The 18,465-nt window shown below is 44.9% G+C and carries 14 protein-coding genes; 7 read left to right on the forward strand and 7 right to left on the reverse strand.

Features of this window, described 5'->3' with window-relative positions; genetic code table 11:
- Nucleotides 1-2 precede the first annotated feature (2 nt).
- Nucleotides 3-1,055: an NAD-dependent epimerase/dehydratase family protein gene (locus SGRA_RS19010; RefSeq protein ID WP_015694459.1), complete on the reverse strand. Its 1,053-nt coding sequence runs from the start codon at nucleotides 1,053-1,055 to the stop codon at nucleotides 3-5.
- A 510-nt stretch (nucleotides 1,056-1,565) separates the two neighbouring features.
- Here SGRA_RS19010 and gldG point away from each other — a divergent pair.
- Complete coding sequence (gene gldG / locus SGRA_RS19020) at nucleotides 1,566-3,311, forward strand: gliding motility-associated ABC transporter substrate-binding protein GldG (RefSeq protein WP_015694461.1); 1,746 nt, start codon at nucleotides 1,566-1,568, stop codon at nucleotides 3,309-3,311.
- A 62-nt stretch (nucleotides 3,312-3,373) separates the two neighbouring features.
- On the opposite strand, the gene SGRA_RS19025 is transcribed toward gldG, so the two are convergent.
- Nucleotides 3,374-5,143: a T9SS type A sorting domain-containing protein gene (locus tag SGRA_RS19025; RefSeq protein ID WP_015694462.1), complete on the reverse strand. Its 1,770-nt coding sequence runs from the start codon at nucleotides 5,141-5,143 to the stop codon at nucleotides 3,374-3,376.
- A 406-nt stretch (nucleotides 5,144-5,549) separates the two neighbouring features.
- On the opposite strand from SGRA_RS19025, the gene SGRA_RS19030 reads away from it, so the two are divergent.
- Together SGRA_RS19030 and SGRA_RS19035 are read left to right on the forward strand one after the other, a co-directional pair.
- Complete coding sequence (locus tag SGRA_RS19030; protein WP_015694463.1) at nucleotides 5,550-6,986, forward strand: hypothetical protein; 1,437 nt, start codon at nucleotides 5,550-5,552, stop codon at nucleotides 6,984-6,986.
- Nucleotides 6,987-6,995: 9 nt separating this feature from the next.
- Nucleotides 6,996-8,153: an N-acetylmuramoyl-L-alanine amidase gene (locus SGRA_RS19035; protein WP_015694464.1), complete on the forward strand. Its 1,158-nt coding sequence runs from the start codon at nucleotides 6,996-6,998 to the stop codon at nucleotides 8,151-8,153.
- A gap of 391 nt (nucleotides 8,154-8,544) precedes the next feature.
- On the opposite strand, the gene SGRA_RS19040 is transcribed toward SGRA_RS19035, so the two are convergent.
- Nucleotides 8,545-9,630 carry an LptF/LptG family permease gene (locus SGRA_RS19040; RefSeq protein WP_015694465.1) on the reverse strand — a complete coding sequence of 362 codons (1,086 nt, stop codon included), beginning with the start codon at nucleotides 9,628-9,630 and terminating at the stop codon, nucleotides 8,545-8,547.
- Nucleotides 9,631-9,636: 6 nt separating this feature from the next.
- Nucleotides 9,637-10,767 carry a tRNA guanosine(34) transglycosylase Tgt gene (tgt, locus tag SGRA_RS19045; RefSeq protein ID WP_015694466.1) on the reverse strand — a complete coding sequence of 377 codons (1,131 nt, stop codon included), beginning with the start codon at nucleotides 10,765-10,767 and terminating at the stop codon, nucleotides 9,637-9,639.
- 38 nt (nucleotides 10,768-10,805) lie between these two features.
- On the opposite strand from tgt, the gene SGRA_RS19050 reads away from it, so the two are divergent.
- The 4 genes from SGRA_RS19050 (at nucleotide 10,806) to SGRA_RS19065 (ending at nucleotide 14,124) form a co-directional block, all read left to right on the forward strand.
- Nucleotides 10,806-11,900 (forward strand): glycosyltransferase, encoded by a 1,095-nt coding sequence (locus tag SGRA_RS19050; RefSeq protein ID WP_041329787.1) that lies wholly within the window; start codon nucleotides 10,806-10,808, stop codon nucleotides 11,898-11,900.
- Nucleotides 11,897-12,502, forward strand: a complete 606-nt coding sequence (locus SGRA_RS19055) for an RNA polymerase sigma factor (protein WP_015694468.1) — start codon at nucleotides 11,897-11,899, stop codon at nucleotides 12,500-12,502. The genes SGRA_RS19050 and SGRA_RS19055 overlap by 4 nt, the downstream gene beginning before the upstream one ends.
- Nucleotides 12,503-12,866: 364 nt before the next feature.
- Nucleotides 12,867-13,298, forward strand: coding sequence for a proline and serine-rich protein 1 family protein (locus SGRA_RS19060; protein ID WP_187288176.1), 432 nt, complete (start codon nucleotides 12,867-12,869; stop codon nucleotides 13,296-13,298).
- Between the two features lie 112 nt (nucleotides 13,299-13,410).
- Entirely contained in the window at nucleotides 13,411-14,124 is a 714-nt protein-coding gene (locus SGRA_RS19065; RefSeq protein ID WP_015694470.1) for a class I SAM-dependent methyltransferase, read from the forward strand.
- Between the two features lie 513 nt (nucleotides 14,125-14,637).
- Here SGRA_RS19065 and SGRA_RS19070 read toward each other — a convergent pair.
- The 3 genes from SGRA_RS19070 to SGRA_RS19080 all read right to left on the reverse strand — a co-directional run bounded on the left by SGRA_RS19070 (nucleotide 14,638) and on the right by SGRA_RS19080 (nucleotide 18,449).
- Nucleotides 14,638-15,711 carry a ligand-binding sensor domain-containing protein gene (locus tag SGRA_RS19070; RefSeq protein ID WP_015694474.1) on the reverse strand — a complete coding sequence of 358 codons (1,074 nt, stop codon included), beginning with the start codon at nucleotides 15,709-15,711 and terminating at the stop codon, nucleotides 14,638-14,640.
- 218 nt (nucleotides 15,712-15,929) lie between these two features.
- Complete coding sequence (locus tag SGRA_RS19075; protein ID WP_015694475.1) at nucleotides 15,930-17,768, reverse strand: purple acid phosphatase family protein; 1,839 nt, start codon at nucleotides 17,766-17,768, stop codon at nucleotides 15,930-15,932.
- A 261-nt stretch (nucleotides 17,769-18,029) separates the two neighbouring features.
- Nucleotides 18,030-18,449 carry a BrxA/BrxB family bacilliredoxin gene (locus SGRA_RS19080; RefSeq protein ID WP_015694476.1) on the reverse strand — a complete coding sequence of 140 codons (420 nt, stop codon included), beginning with the start codon at nucleotides 18,447-18,449 and terminating at the stop codon, nucleotides 18,030-18,032.
- Nucleotides 18,450-18,465: the final 16 nt, after the last annotated feature.

The following is an 18,465-nucleotide window of genomic DNA, read 5'->3' on the forward strand; positions in this document are numbered from 1 at the left end:
TTCTATACTACTTTTGCATCAATTAAAGCCTGCAAACTATCCTGCATTGTTTTTTGCAAGGGTAAAAATTCCATGCCCAATTCTTGACGAATTTTGCTGGTATTGGCTTTAAAAGCATGTCCCACATTATTTTGTATAAATTTTCTCGTCATTGCCGAGTTCACCATTGGCCCCACTAACCAAATTAACCATTTGGGCGCCACTTTTTTGGGCAAAGGATATTTTTCGTACTTAGGCAAAAGAGTTTGGCTGGCCGTATAGATGTCGCTATTGTGTCCCACCGTAATATAACGCCCTTTTGCATTGGAGTAAAAAGCAGCCCGAAAATGCGCTTCGGCTACATCACGCACATCAACAATACCCATCCCTAATTTTGGCGCGCCCATTTTAAAGGTTCCATCGCCAAGTTGTTTCATAATCGTAAAACTTTCTGAAGTTGTTGCTTTTGGATTAAGTGGCGGCCCCATCACCAATGCGGGGTTAATCGTCACCAACTCCCAACGATTTTGCGCCTTTTGCATTTCCCAAGCCTTTTTTTCGGCCAAAGTTTTAGAGTAAGAATAAGGCTGATACTTTAAAGAAGCGGTTGTATTCCAAATTTTTTCTGTCAACTCCCCATTCGGATGCCCTTTGCATTCCGAAGCATCCGTATAAATGGCCGCACAACTACTGGTCAAAACTACTTTTTGCACCGATGGCGTTTGATTGACGGAAGCCAAAACATTTTCGGTTCCTTTTACAGCCGGCTCAATCAAATCTTTTTGCGGATCCTTTACGGCCGTAACAAAAGGCGAAGCCGTATGAAAAACAAGAGCGCAGCCCTGCATGGCCTCAAAATAAGCGCCTTCTGTGAGTAAGTCGGCTTTAAAATATTTTATTTCGCCCGGGCTATTCGCCGCCAATTCATCCAAATGCGCTGTTTTTTTCTTGTTTTCTGGCTGTCGCACGGCTGCATGCACCGTCAAACCTTCTTCCAATAATTTTTTTACCAACCATCCGGCTACATAACCCGTAGCCCCCGTCACCATTACTGGCTTACTTTTATCCATTTGCATAGTTCCTTTATTTTTGTTGCATGACAAAGATCTCGCATAAAAAATAAAGCAGTCCACAGAAAAAAAGGAAAAAAGAACATAAATCTCTGCATTTTTATTTTTAGCTGCTGTTTTTGGGGCCTCCGCCTCCCTTCGGTCGTCGGCGCTACGCTTCAGGGCTCGCAGGTCTGCTCGGCCCTGCGCAAAAAAACAAGTTTTTTTGCTGGGTCTGCGGCTGCGCCGCCCCCTTTCGCATCGCTAGGCCAAAAGGCTCGCTTTGCTCGCCTTTTTTTGCACAACCCTCTTTTTTTCTCTTATTTTTTTCTTCGGCCCTCCAATTCCCTTTCAATTAGCAGCTTTCAATTAGTGAGGGGCAGAAAAATCAGTTTGATTTTTCTGCCCCTTTTTTTCTTGGCCTTTTTCGCTAAGGAACAAATTTTTCAGAATCGCCAAAGGGTTGTATCTTGAGGCCCTTAGTATTTCTGAGCTCAAAATTTTGGGTTCTCTACAAACATCTCTAATTGTTATCCAATGAAATCTAAAAAAGCAGCGAACTCTCTGCTAAAATTTGCCCTTATGGCCGTCATCATTATTGTGTTGAATGTTTTGGGCAGCTTTATTTATGGCAAAATTGATTTGACCGAGGACCAGCGATTTACGCTCAATCCTGCTACAGCAGAACTTTTGGCCAAATTGCCGAATGATACGGCTTCGGTAAGCATTGAAATTTTATTAGACGGAGAATTTCCCTCTGATTTTCGCCACCTACAAAATAATCTCAAAGATTTAATGGGATTATTTAAAGAGCGTTCTGCCGGCATGCTCAATTATCGCTTTGTCAATCCCTTAGATGGTACAGAAGAAGAGGTAAAAGCCCTACAAAAACAATTGGCCAAGCAAAAAATTATGCCCCTGCAAATTAAAGATGCGCGACAGGGCCGAATGATTTTGGTTTTTCCTTTTGCTATTGTTCGCTCGGGCTACAACTTTGAAGTCATCAATATGGTAGAACTAGGCGATGGCTATTATCAGCCCAGCGATATTTCTGCTTCGATCAATAGTTTGGAGTATAAATTTGCGGCGGCCATCAAAAAGTTGCAACTAAAAAGTAAACCTGTAGTCGCTTTTATCAATAATCATGGAGAATTGCCGCTGCGCCATATTTATGGCTTTGAAAAAGCCTTGTCTGAAAATTATGGGACCAAACATGTGGACCTCTCTCGCCTCAATCAAATTGATTCTTCGGTGAGTTTGGTAGTGGTGGCCAAACCCAAACGAAAATTTAGCTATGATGATCAGTTTAAATTGGACCAATATGTTATGAATGGGGGCCGCATTCTTTGGATGATCGATGCTCTAGACATGGAAGATGACAGTTTAGGAAAAGCTAACGGTATTCATGTTCCTATGCCCAGAGAGCTCGATCTTCAGAAGTTGCTCTTTAATTATGGTGTTCGGGTCAATAATAATTTAATTGCCTCTTATGATGCCGCCGCTTTTGGCGGCCTACGATCTGGCCCCAACCAAAAATCAAATCCAAAATGGTTTTACTATCCTTTGGTCAAGCCTTTTGCAACGCCCCAAGAACGTTTAGAAACAGGAAAATCGGTCATTGATCATCCGATTGTAAAAAACTTAGATTTTGTCTTGACCAAATATCCCTCTAGTATTGATACGGTGGGAACAAAAACAAATGTAAAAAAGACACCCTTATTAAGAAGCTCTAAATATAGTAAGCTACAATATCCACCTACTCGTATTGGCTTTGGTGTTATTGATCCCGCTATTGGACCAGAAGCTTTTACCAAAGGCTCGCAAAATGTAGCCGTTTTATTAGAAGGAGAATTTGAGTCTCACTTTAAAAATCGCCTACCGCCAAGAGCCGAAGAAATTTGGAAAAAGGCGGGCAACTACCCCATCCGAATGAGCAGCCGCCCCAGCAAGATGATTGTTATCTCTGATGGCGATATTGCTTATAATAATTATCATGCGCCCAGCCAAAGGCATTATCCCTTGGGCGCAGGTTTTCTCCCCGATTTTGGACCAAAACTATTTGCCAACCAAGAATTTCTCTTGGCCTGCGTAGAATACCTTACGGATGACTCTGGCCTGGTCAATCTCCGCAATAGAGAAATTCGTTTGCGGCCCTTGGACCAAAAACGCGCCTTCGATCAAGAAAGCCTCTGGCAGTTTATCAATCTGGGCCTTCCCCTAATTATTTTGGGCCTTTTTGGCTTGCTTTATTATTATTTGCGCCGACGCAGATACACAAAATAAAAGCGCTAAAAAAAGCGAGCAGGTTTTCCTGCTCGCTTTTTTGCTTTTGTAGCAATACTTTTTTAAAAAATACTCAACTGTCCTTGATCGATCAATTTTTTATCGCTGCGCAAACGATAAATCAAAATGCCTTGGGGCAATTGGGGCAAGCTCAGTTGAGCGCGGGGACCTTCGGTCCTTAGTTGATGGAGCAATTGGCCCTGCAAATTGTAGATTTCAAACACTAAAGGGCTTGTTTCTCCAGAAAGGAGCTCTACATTTAGGCTATGGCGGGCTGGCTGCGGATAAATTTTTACTTTTTGGGCCAAAGGAGCTGCCAATTCATGGCTATAGCTGGTCACAATAAAGTTTTGGCCAAAAGTTCTATAAATCTGGGGTGCTGGTTGCTTGGCCAAGCCATCCTCTACCGCCAAATATTGCTGATAAGCCAATTGGTTGAGGGCCGTAGCCTTAGGATAAAGCTGATAATTTACAAAAACTCGGTCTCCTTGGACCAAATTATAGTTGCTAAAGCGAAAAGATAAAATTCCTTGCTGAGAAATACTCCAATCTAAATCGGTCAAACTATGAGCGCCCAACTGAAAACTACTGGGGTCTAACCAAGGCGAAATAGTATCCACCAAAGTTAATACAGCAGTGGTATCTGTACCTTGTTTTTCATAAAGCAACTGAAACTCTAGGGGCGTAAATAACTCTACATATTGGTTAGTCCCATATCCTTTTGGAAAAGCCCGGCTAAGATTGCTTGATCTTTGGGCCTGACTTTCTTGGGCGTCATAAGCAATATGTGCCGAGGCATGATCCTGATAAAACTGCCCTGAAAAACCTGTATCATATCCTCCTTGCGCATCGGGCTTGCAGCCTTCTAGGCTGGCCCAACTCATTTGACTAGAAAGCAAACGGTTATTTTGCCTTTGTGGCGCCTGAATGCGATAAGAGGAGCGAGTTCTCGTTGGAATAATAATCGTGTCGCTGCTCAAAGAATCTAAAGTACCAATATTGGGTTGGCTGTACATCACATCATCTTCTATGACAATCAGCGCTTGGTTGTTTATAGGCGCAACACCAATATTTCTGGCCACAAAGCGAATAGAATCGCCCAAACAATCGGCAGAAAGGGCTAATTCTCCTGCTGAGTAGTTATTGCTATGCGGTCCTATTTCTGCTCGGACCTTATGCATACTGCCTGGCTCATCATTACAATTTGTATTTACCGAAAAAGTAAAATGAAAGGCAGAATCTTGGCCTTGGCCCAAATAAGGCAAATTAAATTGATAGCGCTCATTTCCTAAGGCAATCAGTTGTGCAGTTGCAGAATCAAAGCTCATGCGGTTACTGTCCAGCTCTAGCAAAAGACTGGCGTTAAAAAGTGGTCTTGTGCCTAAATTGGCCATATAAACTTGATAATCGGCCTGTCCGCAATCAGGGATAAAATCTGTACTTAATTCTACAAAGGGAATTGCTCTATAGGTAGTTGTTTGGACCAAAATATCTACTGTATCACTTTGGCTGGGCTGTAAAACAGGGCTACTATCATAGCTACAAGCTGTATACAAATCCTGTTCGAAAGGAAAATGAACCTCTAGGTTATATAATCCGGCGGGCACATTGAAACTGTAATAGCCCGTGGCCGAAGTCGTTTCAAAATATTGTTGGCCAGATACCGAATCGGTTAGAGAGAGGAGAACTTTGGGAAAAGCAACATCTAAAGCAGAGACTGTGCAGTTTTGGTCTTGGTCCTGATACAAATTGCCGCTTAAGAATGCGTTTTGCGCTTGCCCTTGGCCCAGACAGGCAAAAAGAGCCAGAAGAAAAATTAGCTTGATTTTCATAAGATATTTTATTTTGCAGTGGAGGGGTAATTTATAAAGCTGTTCTTTTTGGCCAGACTAAAAAATTGGTTTGCCTTTTTTAGTGCGCTTTACTTAAGTCTACTTCCATATTACAAATAAAAGAAATCTTGAGTTAAGAGAGTGGGCCAGATTTAGACTCTTGTCAAAAGAGAAATTTAGTTTTTAAGCTTTATACTTATCTTTGGCTAAATTTTGTCAAAAAGTAGTTTTCCTAAAAACGTTTAGATTTGGCCCAGCGCTGCGCAGCCGTGGCGCGAAGCGCCAGACCCAGTTTTTTGAGCGCAGCGAAAAAAACGCAGGGCCGAGCAGACCTGCGAGCGGCGTAGCATAGCGGCGGCCGACCTAGCCGAAGGCTAGCCGGCCGCGGGCCCCAAAATAAAAACAAATGTATAAATCAAAGTTAATTCATTTATTTGCCTTGCTTTCGGCCAGCCAGCGCTTGGGCCTCAGAAAATGGCTACAATCTCCGGCGCATAACCAGAGGGAAGATCTTTGGGCACTTTGGCGCTATATGGAGGAGCAAGGGCCAGAGGCGCCGCCCAAATCTTGGGAAAAAGCGCGGGTATTTCGGGCCGTTTTTGGACGAGCCTATAGTAAGGAAGAGGACTCGCTTTTGCGCTATGCCCAATCTTTTTTATTGCAAGCCATAGAGGAATTTTTAATTGCCGAGCAATTGGAGGAGCAACCTTTATACAAGGCCGAACTTTTGGCCCAGGCCTATCAAAAAATTGGTTTGAGCAAGCATTTGAAGCAGCAAAGCCAAAAATGGGAGCGGCAATTGGAGCGACAATCTGAACGAGGAACCGCCTACCGAAAAGGGCAATATGCCTTGGCCAAATTGCGCTATCAGGAAGAAGCCAAAGCGGGAAAAAGTAGAAATGCGCCTAAGAATTTGCCCGCCTTGGGGCATTGGTTGGATAGCGAATATCGCTTGCGGAAATTGCGGCAAGCTTGTTTATTTTTGGCGCATCAGGCTGTCTATAAAACGCAATATGATTTTGGCCTGCTGCCTGCTGTTTTAGCTCAAATTGAGGCCCATGAAGAACTATTAGAAGACAAAGCGCTAGCCCTTTATTACCATTGCTATCGTCTGCAATCCTCTTTAGAGGCCGAAGAAGATTTTCGGAAATTTAAGGCGCTACTTTTAAGCGAAAAAAATATTTTGCCCGCCGATCAACTGCGAGAACTTTATCAATTGGGGATAAACTTTTGCACCAAACAGGTCAATTTGCAGCGGCCTGGCTACGAACAATACTTTGAGGAAATGTTTGCCCTTTATCGGGCTGGCCTAAGCGAAAATCTATTGCTCGAACAAGGCCAAATTAGTCCTTTTGCCTTTAAAAATATAGTGAGCGTGGGCCTTTGGCTCAAGGCCTACGATTGGGTGTCCCAATTTATTACAGCCTATGAAAACTGCCTGCCTCAAGCTTATCAGGCTGCTTATGCTCGCTTTTCTTGGGCCAAACTCGCCCTAGAAAAAGAACAATATGAAAAAGCGCAAGAACTACTTTTGCAACAAGAGTTTGCCGACCTTTTTATGCAGCTCAACGCCAGAGTAATGCTGCTCAAAATTTATTATGCGCTAGAAGAATTTGACCTTTTGGAATCCTTTTTGGCTAGCTTTCGAGCCTTTGTCAATAGAAAAAAAAGAGCGCAAAAATTGCGCTCCTATCATCAGGAAAATTACCTCAATATTATTAGCTTCTGCCGCAAATTATTGCAGCTCAATCCCTACGACCGCCAAGAGAAAAAAAACTTGCGGCAACAAATTGAAGATTGTAGCATTTTGACCGAAAGAAGATGGTTCCTTCAACAACTCTAATCCTTCATTATGAAATTATTTTTCGCCCCCCTTTTTCTTTTTCTCCTCAGCCTGCTCCCCCTAAACGCCCAATCTTATTTGAGTGTAACTGCCAAAAGAGGCGATGGCATTTTGGTGCTTTTGGGCCGCTATGGCCTAGACCGCAGCCCTTGCAATCTCAAAAAGTTTTGCCAACTCAATAAGCTGAAAGAAACCGACTATTTGATGGTGGGCAAAAACTATAAACTCCCCATTTTAGAGTATAAATATAATGGCCGCTCCATTCGCTCTACTGTTGGAATTTCGAGCTGGCAAAGAGCCAAACAAATCGAACGCTACAATGAAAGTATGGAGCTTTTTCGCCTAAAAACCCACTTCAAAAGTAAAAATGCCCCTCTTTGGTACCCTCATCATCTAAAAGCTTGTGCGGTAGACCTAGACAAACATGTCCCTAAAGGGCGACATTTTCCCATTTTAGGGAAAAACTTTGCCGATGTGCCTCTAAAAGATAAGCGCCTGGCGGGTGCTGTTTATTATTTGGTTTCTGGACATGGTGGGCCCGATCCTGGCGCAGTGGCCAACTACAAGGGAAAACCCATTTGTGAGGATGAATATGCTTATGATATTACTTTGCGTCTGGCCCGAGAACTGCTCTCGCATGGCGCTTTGGTCTACCTCATCGTTCGAGATGCCAATGACGGGATTCGCCAATTGGAGTATTTGCCCAAAGATGAAGATGAGCGCTGCTGGCCCAACGAATCTATTCCAAAAGGACAAAGTGAACGCCTCAGCCAACGCTCTGATGTGATTAACGATTTATATCGAGAAAATTTGCGCAAAGGCCTTTACTACCAGCGTTTGGTCGAAATCCATGTTGATTCTCGCTCTAAAAAACAACGCATCGATTTATTTTTCTACCATTATCCCGAAAGTCTGCGTGGCCGAGAGCTCGCCCGCCGTTTGCATCAGCATATTCGCGGAAAATACAAGCAGCATCGGGCGTCTGGAGAGTATAAAGGCACCGTAAAAGCGAGGGATTTGCATATGCTCAGAGAGGTCATTCCCACTCCCGTTTTTATTGAGGTGGGCAATATTCAAAACCCTAAGGACCAAAAGCGCATTTTGCTGCCCGCCAACCGCCAAGCCTTAGCCGATTGGCTAGCCGAGGGCTTGATCAAAGATTATTAGGCCTTATTTTTTATTTATTTTTTGGGGCTGCCCTTCACTTCGTTCAGGTCGGGCTGGGTACTCCCGTTGGTCGTCGAACTGGCGCCCCTTCGGGGCTGGTTGTCGCAGCTCGCTGTTCGCTCGGCCCTGCGTTTTTTTTCGCTACGCTCAAAAAACTGGGTCTGGCCTGCGGCCACTGCTATCCATCCCTCAGCCTGCGGCCCTTCGGGCCTTTTAGGACCAAAGAAAAAAGGGGCAGAAAATATGATATATTTTCTGCCCCTTAGTCATTAAAAGGCCAAAAGCAAAAATGCAGTTGAGCGGCCACAACAAGCCCTTTAGGGCGCAGTTCGACGACCGAAGGGAGTAACCGCCGCTATCATATATTCTGCGGAGGCCCCAAAAAAACAAACTATTTCTGCGCCTTACCGACCAGATAAAAAGCCACAAAAGTAAAGATGATATTGGGGGTCCAAACGCCCAAAAGAGGCGAGAGTCCGCCATGGGTAGAAAAGGTCATCGAGAACTTAGACATAAAAATATAGAGTGCGCAAACCAGCATGCCCATAACGATATGCATGCCCATTCCGCCTCGGGTTTTTCGGGCCGCAATAGACACCCCGATGAGCGTAAGAATCAAAATGCTGAAGGGATCAGCAGAGCGGCGGTGATATTCCACTTCAAAAACCGTGGTACTGCCTAGGCCTTTGGCTTTTTCCTGCTCGATATACTCCATAATTTCTCGGCTATTCATGGCATCCTTCAGGTTTTTTCTTCGGGCCAAATCGGCAGAGCTGAGCGGCAGTAAAGTATCCATTTTTGCGCCTTTGACGATCGTCTCTTCCATATCATCCACATAGCGGGCATGATAGTTAATCAGCTCCCATTTATTGGGGTATTCGATCAATTTGATGCGGCCCGCTTCTAAGGTATAAGGGCGGTCCACCCCATTGCTATCATAGCGAATCAGGGCAAAATTGCGACCTGTACTATCTTTGCGGTTATAATGTTGGATATAAATTTCTTCTTGAGGGCTCACAAAAAGGTGAATATTATCCTTGGGGCCATCAAAATTATTTTTCCGAATATAAGTATTTTCAAAGCGGGTGCGGCCCTTATTGAGTTCTGGAAAAATAAAGTGGTTGGCATAAAGATGAAAGCCGGCAATAATGGCCGCGCCCATCATAAAGGGCCGCAATAGCCGCCAAAAGCTAATTCCATTACCAATAATGGCAATGATTTCGGAATTGGCGGCTAGGCGGGAGCAAAAATAAATGACCGCAATCAGGGCATAGAGTGGAAAAAGCATGCTACTGATATAAGGCACAAAATTGAGATAGTAGTCAAAGACCACCTCGGTCCATTTTGGGCCATTGGCTAAGCTGTCCACCTTTTCAGAAAAATCAATGACTACCGTGAGCATGCCCATCAGCAGAATGATAAAGAAAAAAGTGGCGAGATAGCGAAAAAGAATGTAGCGATCAATAATTTTTAGCATAAAAGGCTAGCGTTTTTGCTCTAAAATAGGCACCAATTCGTCTTTCCAAGCGCGGAAACTTCCATCTAAGATGCGTTCGCGGGCTTCTCGGACCAGCTCCAGATAAAAGCTGAGGTTGTGCAAGGTAGCAATTTGCATCCCCAAAAGTTCATTAACCGTAAAGAGGTGGCGCAAATAAGCTTTTGTATGTTGTCGGCTAGTGGGATTGGGCGCATCCTCATCAATAGGAGAAAAATCGTCCTTCCACTTTTTGTTTTTGATATTGAGTTTTCCTTTTCGGGTAAAAATCAAACCATGTCGAGCATTTCGGGTAGGCATTACGCAATCAAACATATCTACGCCCAAAGCGATACACTCCAAAATATTGGCGGGAGTTCCCACGCCCATAAGGTAGCGAGGTTTATCGGTTGGCAATTGGCTACAAACCAAATCCGTCATGGCATACATTTCTTCTTTGGGCTCTCCCACCGAGAGTCCACCAATGGCAATTCCCAAATCGGCATATTGGGCCACTGTTTCGGCAGACTTTAGGCGCAAGTCCTTATATACACTTCCCTGAACAATGGGAAAAAGCGACTGCGGATAGCCATATTTGGGTTCTGTTTCCTTAAAGCGAGTATAGCAGCGCTTGAGCCAGCGGTGCGTAAGCTCCATAGATTTTTTGGCATAACGATAATCGCAGGGATAAGGCGTACATTCGTCAAAGGCCATAATAATATCGGCCCCAATAGAACGCTGAATATCCATCACGCCTTCTGGACTAAACAAATGTTTGCTTCCATCAATATGAGAAGCGAAAGTAGCTCCTTCCTCTTTGATTTTTCGGCGGTGGGCCAATGAAAAAACCTGAAATCCCCCGCTATCGGTCAAAATAGGGCCCTGCCAATTCATAAATTGATGCAATCCTCCCGCTTTTTCGAGCAGTTCGGTGCCTGGACGAAGATAAAGGTGATAAGTATTGCCCAAAATAATTTTGGCTTTAATATCTTCGCTCAGCTCTTTTTGATGAACCCCTTTTACGGTTCCGATTGTCCCTACGGGCATAAAAATCGGAGTGGGAATTTGGCCATGCGCTGTTTGTAGTGTCCCTACACGGGCCTGACTCTGCGGGTCGCTATGTTCTAGCTCAAATTTCATTTCTGTATGCAACTCGGGCATGCAATTAAGTTTTTTTAATGATGTGGATCGCGCTCTCGGCTTTGGCTTTCATTTTTTTTGGGCTCCAAATGGGTTTTGCCTATCGCTTTTATCAATGGGCCAAAGCGCCTCAAACAAAGGGCTGCGAGCAGCTCCCGCCCTTGAGCATTGTCGTGCTGGCGCGTAATGAGGGCGCTAATTTACAGAAAAATTTACGGAAACTTTTAGCCCAAGATTATCCAATCTACGAGCTCGTCTGGGTAGATGACGACTCTAGCGACCAAAGTCCCGCTATTTTGGCCCAATTGGCCCAAGAATCCCCCCAACTTCGGCCCCTTTTTTATCGAGAAAAAAAATATTTGGGCAAAAAAGAAGCCCTGCTCTGGGCCATCCCCCAAACTAAGTACGATTGGATTTTATTGACCGATGCCGATGGCCAACCGGCCTCTCCGCTCTGGGCCAAAAAGATGATGCAAGCCCGGCCAGAAAATGGGCCCGGCCTCGTTTTGGGCTTTGGCCCCTACCTCCCCGAAAACAGTTGGCTCAATAGCTGGATCCGATACGAAACCGCCCTGGTGGCCCTGCAATATTTTTCGGCCGCCCATTATAATCAAGCCTATATGGGCGTGGGCCGAAATTTACTCTACCATAAAAAGGTATTTGAAGCCGCCGCCCCTGCCCTAGCCGCTAGCATCAATACCCCCTCTGGCGATGACGATATTTTGGTCTCTGCTGCCCAAAATTTCCCTATCCATAACTGCCTCGACCCAAAGGCCTTTGTCTATTCGGCCCCAAAAAAAACTTGGCGATCGCTTTTTCGCCAAAAACGCAGACACTACAGCAGCAGCGAGTTTTATCAAAACACAACCAAATGGATGCTCGCCCTCTGGTCGGCCAGCTTTTTGGGCCTGCCGTTTTTTTGCCTCGCCCTCTGCTTTGGCCCTTTTCCCTACCTCGCCCTACTTTGGCCCCTCAGAATTTTAATTTTTTATAGGGTTTGGCAAAAAACTTTGCTTACCTTAGAGCAAGAAGATTTATGGAGCCAGCTTTTTTGGACCGAACTATTCGCCCTCCTCTATTACCCCTTTATGGCCCTCCAATTTTTGCGAAAAAAGCCCAGCTACTGGAAATGAAAAAACTATCCGATAGAGCAGCAGAAGATTACCGACTCGTTACCCTCGCTGTAGAAGAAAATGACCAAATGGCTTATGCCCAACTGATGGACCGCTACCGCAATTCCATCTTTCACATGATGCTCAAAATGGTCCGAAATAAAGATGATGCCGAAGATCTAACCATCGAAGCCTTTGGCAAAGCTTTCCGAAAACTCGATAGCTATAGCCCTAGCTATGCCTTTAGTACCTGGCTGTTCAAAATTGCCAGCAATAATTGTATCGACTTTATCCGAAAAAAAAGAATGAAAATGCTCTCGATCGATGAACCCATTTCCGATGAAGGGGGTGCCGATTATAGCAATAGCCTCAAAGCCGATTTGCTGGACCCAGAGGAGCGCTTCATCCGACAGCAGCGCCGACGCATTATGCAGGAACTGATGGAGCGCATGAGCGATAAATATCGCCAAATGATTGAGCTGCGTTATTTTGAAGAACTTTCTTACCAAGAAATTGCCGAACAACTCAATATGCCCCTAGGCACCGTCAAAGCCCAACTTTTTAGGGCCAAAGAGTTGCTCTACGATATCCTGAAAAATGCAAAAGCCCAAAGAGGTTTATAAAACCTGCTTTGAAAAATAGTCCCCGTCTTTCTCGCTTGCCGAGGAGGACGGTTTTTTTATTCCCTTGGGGCCCGCGGCCGCCCTTTTTTCTGGGGCGGCCGCCGCTATGCTGCGGGGCTCGCTATTCGCTCGGCCCTGCAGCCGCCTGCGGCGGCTTTGGTCTGGCCTGCGGCCACCCCTCCGCAGCGCTGGGCCATTTGGCCTGCGGCCAGGGGCGGCTTCGCCGCCCCGCTGGACCAAAAATTCCCCCAGTTATTTCCAACACAAAAAAATGCTTTTATTTTTGGCATACTCTTGGAAAATGGAGCCGCAGATTAACCTTAACTTTGACCTTATCATTGAACTTTTTCAAAAATTTACGCTCATGCGAATTTTTCTAACTTTTTTCAGCCTTTGCCTAATTATGGCCTCTTGTATTGTTGTCGACCCCTCCGCTATTGGTAATGGCGGTGGCGTTGTTTTGGGCGGGCCCGTCCCCGGCTATACCGGAAGAGTAGGCTGCAATGCCCCAATCACCAATAATCAATTTCAAAGAACCCGACAAAATTTGGCCAGCTATAGTAGTAGCTTTGACCGTATGGATGTGGCCAAAGCACAAATCCCAAGAGAAGGCTGCTACACCGTCTCTCAAATTAGACAACTAGTTAACCTTTGGTCTAGCTCTTTTGACCGAGAAGAATTTCTGCATTTTGCCTATGACTATACTTATGATATAGATAATTATGTGGACCTTCAAGATGTTTTCACTAGTAGTATTGACCGCAAAGAATTTGTAGAGTGGTGCTACAACCGCTAAGCAAAAAGGACTAGCTCAACGCTAGTCCTTTTTTTTGTTAATATATTCATCTTTGGTCACAGAGCGATAAAAGCAACTTCCTTATCTTTGGCCCATAACAAATGAATAGAATATGAAAAAATTAAGTTTAGCGCTGCTGCTTTTTGCTGGCGCTTGTACTAGCCCCGCAGCAGAAGAAACAAAAGAGAAAACCACCCAAAAAGAACCTATAGAAGAAAAAAAGCATCATCACAAACATCATCATGGCGCTGCCAATGCACATATGCACAGCCACTCTATAGAAGAATTGGTAGAACGCTTTGAGTCTAAAGAAAGAGATGAATACCAACAACCAGCAAAAGTTTTAGACTACCTAGGAGATTTGTCGGGCAAAAAAATTATGGATATTGGCGCAGGCTCTGGCTACTTTTCTGTAAAATTTGCCGCCGCTGGCGCAGAAGTAATTGCCGCCGATGTAGATACTGGCTTTCAAAATTATTTGCAGAAACGCATTGCTGCCGATAAAATTGAAAATGTAGAGCTTCGCCTCATGCCTTATGAGACGCCCAAAATTAAGGATCAAGAAGTAGATCTTGTATTCATTAGCAATACCTACCATCATATTGAGGACCGTATTGCCTATTTTAAGGCAGTCAAAAAAGGCCTTAAAGCCAATGGCGAACTCATTATTATTGACTTTTTTAAGAAGGAATTGCCTATTGGCCCCTCCATGGACCATAAAATTGCCAAGGAAAAAGTTTTAGAAGAACTCAAAGCTGCTGGCTTTGTCAATTTTGAGCTAAAAGAAGAGCTCTTGCCTTACCAATATGTGATTAAGGCAAAATAAAATGCGCTAAGCATTTTGCTAATGTTAAGGGCCGAAGATAAATATCTTCGGCCTTTTTTTGGTCCAAAAAAAATTGCTTGTTTTTTCGCAATAGTTTTTCATGCGCTATTTCCCCCCCCTACTTTTTTGTTCTCTGCTTGTAAGTTTCAAGCTGAAAAGCACTGCCGTTTTTTGCCGCTGCAAAAAATTCATCTTTTTTAGGGCCGAAGAAAAAATTAGTCGCTTTTTGCTCCAGTTGCTAATTGAAAGCCGCTAATTGAAAGGGCCGTTTGAGGGCCGAAGCAAAAAGCCCTGAAAAAACATAAAAGTTGTGCGGCCCAGCGCTGCGCAGCCGTGGCCGCAGGCCAGACCCAGTTTTTTGAGCGCAGCGAAAAAAACGCAGGGCCGAGCAGACCTGCGAGCGGCGCAGCATAGCGGCGGCCGACCTAGGCGAAGCCTAGCCGGCCGCGGGGCCCAAAAAACAGTAGTATAGAACGTTTTTTATAGAAAAATGAGCAAGGAAATTTACCCGCTCTAAAAACGTTCTGAAAAATGCTGCCCATCAAATTGATAGACTTTTCCCTTACTAAAGCCAAAAAGTAAATCTCCATTTTGCTCTTCATAACAACTGAGCGCCATTCCTACAGCCAAGTTTTTAGCCACTTTATACTGTTGAATATGCTCCCCATCAAAGCGCCAAAGACCAGTATCTCGGTCAGAAAACCAAATATTTCCCTTTTGGTCCTCCACAATCAGAAAAACAGATTGCAAACCTTTATTCTGAGCAAACGCCCTTTTTTCTGTATTTTCTCTAAAGGTTTTTATCGGCATCAGCAGCCCTTTTTCTCTTGAAAAATGCTGGACCGTATCGCCTTGCATACAGAAAACACCGATTCCATTATTGCCAATCCACAAACGTCCTTTAGTATCTTTCAGAATACTTCTGATGTGCAGGCCCTCCTCTTTCTTAAGGCCCAAAGCCTCATTATCAATTCGCCGAACGCCCTGCCCCTCATAAATAAAAGCGGCAGCATAACTGGCCCAATACAAAGCTCCATTTTTTCCTCTAGAAAAATCGGTTAGCGCATAGGCGTTATTAACATCTCGCTTTTCGCTCAAAGGGAAAGCCCAATAGCTTAATTTTTCGCCATCGTAGCAATAAGCCCCTTCTTTTGTCCCCGCATTAAACCAGAGGTCAAATTGGCCAAAATCTTTCTCTTTTAGCGCTGGGCCCCAACTATTTTCTACTAAGCGAATAATTTTTCCTTGCTCATAACGGCATACCCCCTGAGCAGTGCCAAAATAAATTCGGCCCAATTGATCTTCCTGTATAGAACGAACTTGATTATCGGCCAAACCCTCAGAAACAGCAAAGTATTCAAAGGTTTTTCCATCATAACGGCAAAGGCCCTCTTTTTGACTGCCCAACCAATAATTTCCGCTGCGATCCCGATGTATAGCCGTAATTGCAGAGCTAAACTTTAGCCTAGGCTTTGGAACAACAGCAGTCGTTTTTTCTTCTTTGCTGCTAGGTACTTTCTGTTCTGCACAAGAAAAACTTAGACAGAACAACAAAGAGAGCGCAATTATTTTAGCGTTTTTTTTCATTTTCTTTTTTTGGGGCTTGCCCGCCCTTTGGGCGGGCCGGGCTGTATCAGGGCTCGCAGGTTTGCTCGGCCCTTCGCAAAAAACAAGTTTTTGCTCGGTCTGCGGCTACGCCGCCCCCTTTTCCATCCCTAAGCCAAGTCGCTACGCTCCTTTGCGGCGGCTTCGCCGCCTGCTAAAACTAGAAAAAGGACCAACTATGAGCGAATAAAAAATTTCTCTTAGGGAATATATAAGCGAATCGCTCTTTTTTCCAATCGGCCATTATAGCTAATCTCTAAAAGGTAATCTCCTGTTTTTAGGCCTTGAATATTGAGCTCGACCTCTTGTTTGCCTGCACCAAGGGCCATCGTATAGCGCCTTTGGCTAATTCTATTCACATCAAAAAGCTCGAAGCGGACTTTTTCTTCGGCTTGATGCAAAGAAAGGGGAACCGCTAATTTTTTGCGCAACAAATTGACGGACAAAAGCGGGATGCGTTCTTCATTTTCTTGACTTGCTTTTACCAGCAGTTCTTGGCGGTCCAATAGTTTTCCATCTTCATCCAAAACCGAAATGCGATAATAAGACTGCTGGCTTAGGGGGCGGTCCTGAATATCGGCAAATTCGTAGTGGTTGGGCAATTCTTCTGAAGGGCCAGCCCCTTCTAAATTGGCCAAGGTAGACCAATAAATTTTGTTGTGCGAATGCTGAATGAGGAAGCGATAATTTTGTCCCTCATATTTGCAGGCCCAAAACAGGCGCAGGCGTTGTTGTTCGGCCTTGGCCTTTAGGTCCATTAAAACTGTTTTGGCCTTATCGGTTGGAGGTTTATAGCGCAACAAATAATTATTGGCCAAATCAATATGATCTTCCTGATGGGGTTGCCAAAGCATAATATTTTTGGGCATGCTAAAGCGGCTATCATCATCCAAATAACCAATTAGGCTAGCATTATCTGATTTGACGGTGCGAATTTCAATATTTTCTAGACTGACAAACAACCATTTCACTTGATTGAGTTTGCCTGCGGCTCTGGTCCAACTTTTTGTGTCATCGGCATTGCGGAGGGGGGCACCCCAGCCGCCTTCACCAATATAGACCACTCCATTTTTATCATCTCGGATAAAGCCTTCTTCATGGCCCTCCTCTTGGCTGTAGCGAATGGGCCAAGTATATTTAGAGGTATGCGAATCGCATTCTAGGGCCAATTGTACCCCATAGCGCTCAAACAAAGGGGCCCAAGCCATGGCCAACTCCTCTTTTTCTGATTTTCGCTTCACATGAGGGCGCATAGGATGATGATATTGGGCAAATCGCCAGCCATGGTCCTGATGTTCGGCCAAATCCTCGGCCAACCATTCGGCCTGCAAGCCTGCGGCGGGCATCATACTATTTAAGGTATATAAGCGCATGAGATTGCCACCCAAACTCAGTGCATAATAAGCCTTAGGATTGGGCAAATCAAACAACTTATATAAGGTTTCATTAGAGAGCTCGTGGTTTCCTCTGGCCACCACCATAGCCGTAATGCGGCCATCGGGCGTAATGGTTTCCTGCCAATCATCCAGCCAGCCCTGCCATTGTTTGGGCGTACCCAAAGCAGTCATATCTCCAGCAAAAACCACCAAATGCGGGCGCAAGCGGGCCACCAAGCGGTTCGCATTTTTTCTGGCCGCCTGATAATTTCTAGAATCTCCCCCGGCCACAATAGAAAGCCGTTCTTTGGGGGAATTGGGTAAGGTTTTAAAGGAATAGCGTTGGCTACAGCCCTCTTCATCGCAAACTACAAAGTAGTAATTGGTATTAGGTTGCAAATCGGCCAAACGGGCAAAGTAGGTGAGCATGCCCTTTACCTTATAGCTCTTTTGGGGAATTTGTTTGAGGGGGTAAGCTTTGGCTTTTTGGCCCAAATCATTGGGGCCATAATAGAGCACGGGCGCCTTGCCAGAGGCTTGTTCCCAACCAATACTAATACTTTGGCTGGGGTCTTGGCGCAAAACGGCCCGAAAACGGATGGGCTTGGCCCAAGAAAGAGAAAAACTGAAGAGAAAAAAGAAAAATAAACAATATCGCATCATCTGATTTTTATTGAACGATTTTTTGCGTCTAGAGGCGAGCGCAGCGAGCCGGCTTAGGGATGGAAAGGGGTGGCCGAAGGCCAGACCCAAGTTTTTGAGCGCAGCGAAAAAACTGCAGGGCCGAGCGAGCAGCGAGCCCCGACACAGCCCGGCCCGCCAGAGGCGGGCAAGCCCCAAAATATGCACAAAGGTAGTCAAAAACGCATAAAAAAACCCAAGTGCTTGAGTTTAGCGCTTGGGTTTATCGGGCAAAAAAAGAGCTTAATCGCAAAAGCGTTCGATAGCGGCCTTAAGATTGGCGGCGATCATTTCGGCTGTACTGCCCTCGATATGGTGGCGTTCTAGAAAATGGACCAACTTTCCATCTTTGAAAAGCCCCACAGAAGGCGAAGAGGGAGGATAAGGCAACATAAACTGTCGGGCCGTGTCTACGGCTTCTTTGTGCACACCGGCAAAAACGGTAACGGCCTCGGTGGGTTGCTTGCTCGCTTGCGCTAGGGCCAACTTTACGCCGGGACGGGCATTGCCAGCGGCGCAACCACAGACAGAATTGACCACGACTAGAGCGGTTCCTGATTTTTGGCCCAAAATGGCCTTTACTTCTTCGGCAGTTTCTAGTCCTTTAAAGCCATGATCGGTAAGATCTTTGGCCATAGGTGTAGTCAGATGTTCTGGATACATACGATTATTATTTTCG

Origin of the sequence: Saprospira grandis str. Lewin, assembly GCF_000250635.1 — a bacterium.
Taxonomy (GTDB): Bacteria; Bacteroidota; Bacteroidia; order Chitinophagales; family Saprospiraceae; genus Saprospira; species Saprospira grandis.

What these genes read in the sequence shown, in the direction of transcription:
- SGRA_RS19010 (WP_015694459.1), bottom strand. Translation starts at nt 1,055, where the DNA reads ATGCAAATGGATAAAAGTAAGCCAGTAATGGTGACGGGGGCTACGGGT.
- gldG (WP_015694461.1), top strand. Translation starts at nt 1,566, where the DNA reads ATGAAATCTAAAAAAGCAGCGAACTCTCTGCTAAAATTTGCCCTTATG.
- SGRA_RS19025 (WP_015694462.1), bottom strand. Translation starts at nt 5,143, where the DNA reads ATGAAAATCAAGCTAATTTTTCTTCTGGCTCTTTTTGCCTGTCTGGGC.
- SGRA_RS19030 (WP_015694463.1), top strand. Translation starts at nt 5,550, where the DNA reads ATGTATAAATCAAAGTTAATTCATTTATTTGCCTTGCTTTCGGCCAGC.
- SGRA_RS19035 (WP_015694464.1), top strand. Translation starts at nt 6,996, where the DNA reads ATGAAATTATTTTTCGCCCCCCTTTTTCTTTTTCTCCTCAGCCTGCTC.
- SGRA_RS19040 (WP_015694465.1), bottom strand. Translation starts at nt 9,630, where the DNA reads ATGCTAAAAATTATTGATCGCTACATTCTTTTTCGCTATCTCGCCACT.
- tgt (WP_015694466.1), bottom strand. Translation starts at nt 10,767, where the DNA reads ATGAAATTTGAGCTAGAACATAGCGACCCGCAGAGTCAGGCCCGTGTA.
- SGRA_RS19050 (WP_041329787.1), top strand. Translation starts at nt 10,806, where the DNA reads ATGATGTGGATCGCGCTCTCGGCTTTGGCTTTCATTTTTTTTGGGCTC.
- SGRA_RS19055 (WP_015694468.1), top strand. Translation starts at nt 11,897, where the DNA reads ATGAAAAAACTATCCGATAGAGCAGCAGAAGATTACCGACTCGTTACC.
- SGRA_RS19060 (WP_187288176.1), top strand. Translation starts at nt 12,867, where the DNA reads ATGCGAATTTTTCTAACTTTTTTCAGCCTTTGCCTAATTATGGCCTCT.
- SGRA_RS19065 (WP_015694470.1), top strand. Translation starts at nt 13,411, where the DNA reads ATGAAAAAATTAAGTTTAGCGCTGCTGCTTTTTGCTGGCGCTTGTACT.
- SGRA_RS19070 (WP_015694474.1), bottom strand. Translation starts at nt 15,711, where the DNA reads ATGAAAAAAAACGCTAAAATAATTGCGCTCTCTTTGTTGTTCTGTCTA.
- SGRA_RS19075 (WP_015694475.1), bottom strand. Translation starts at nt 17,768, where the DNA reads ATGATGCGATATTGTTTATTTTTCTTTTTTCTCTTCAGTTTTTCTCTT.
- SGRA_RS19080 (WP_015694476.1), bottom strand. Translation starts at nt 18,449, where the DNA reads ATGTATCCAGAACATCTGACTACACCTATGGCCAAAGATCTTACCGAT.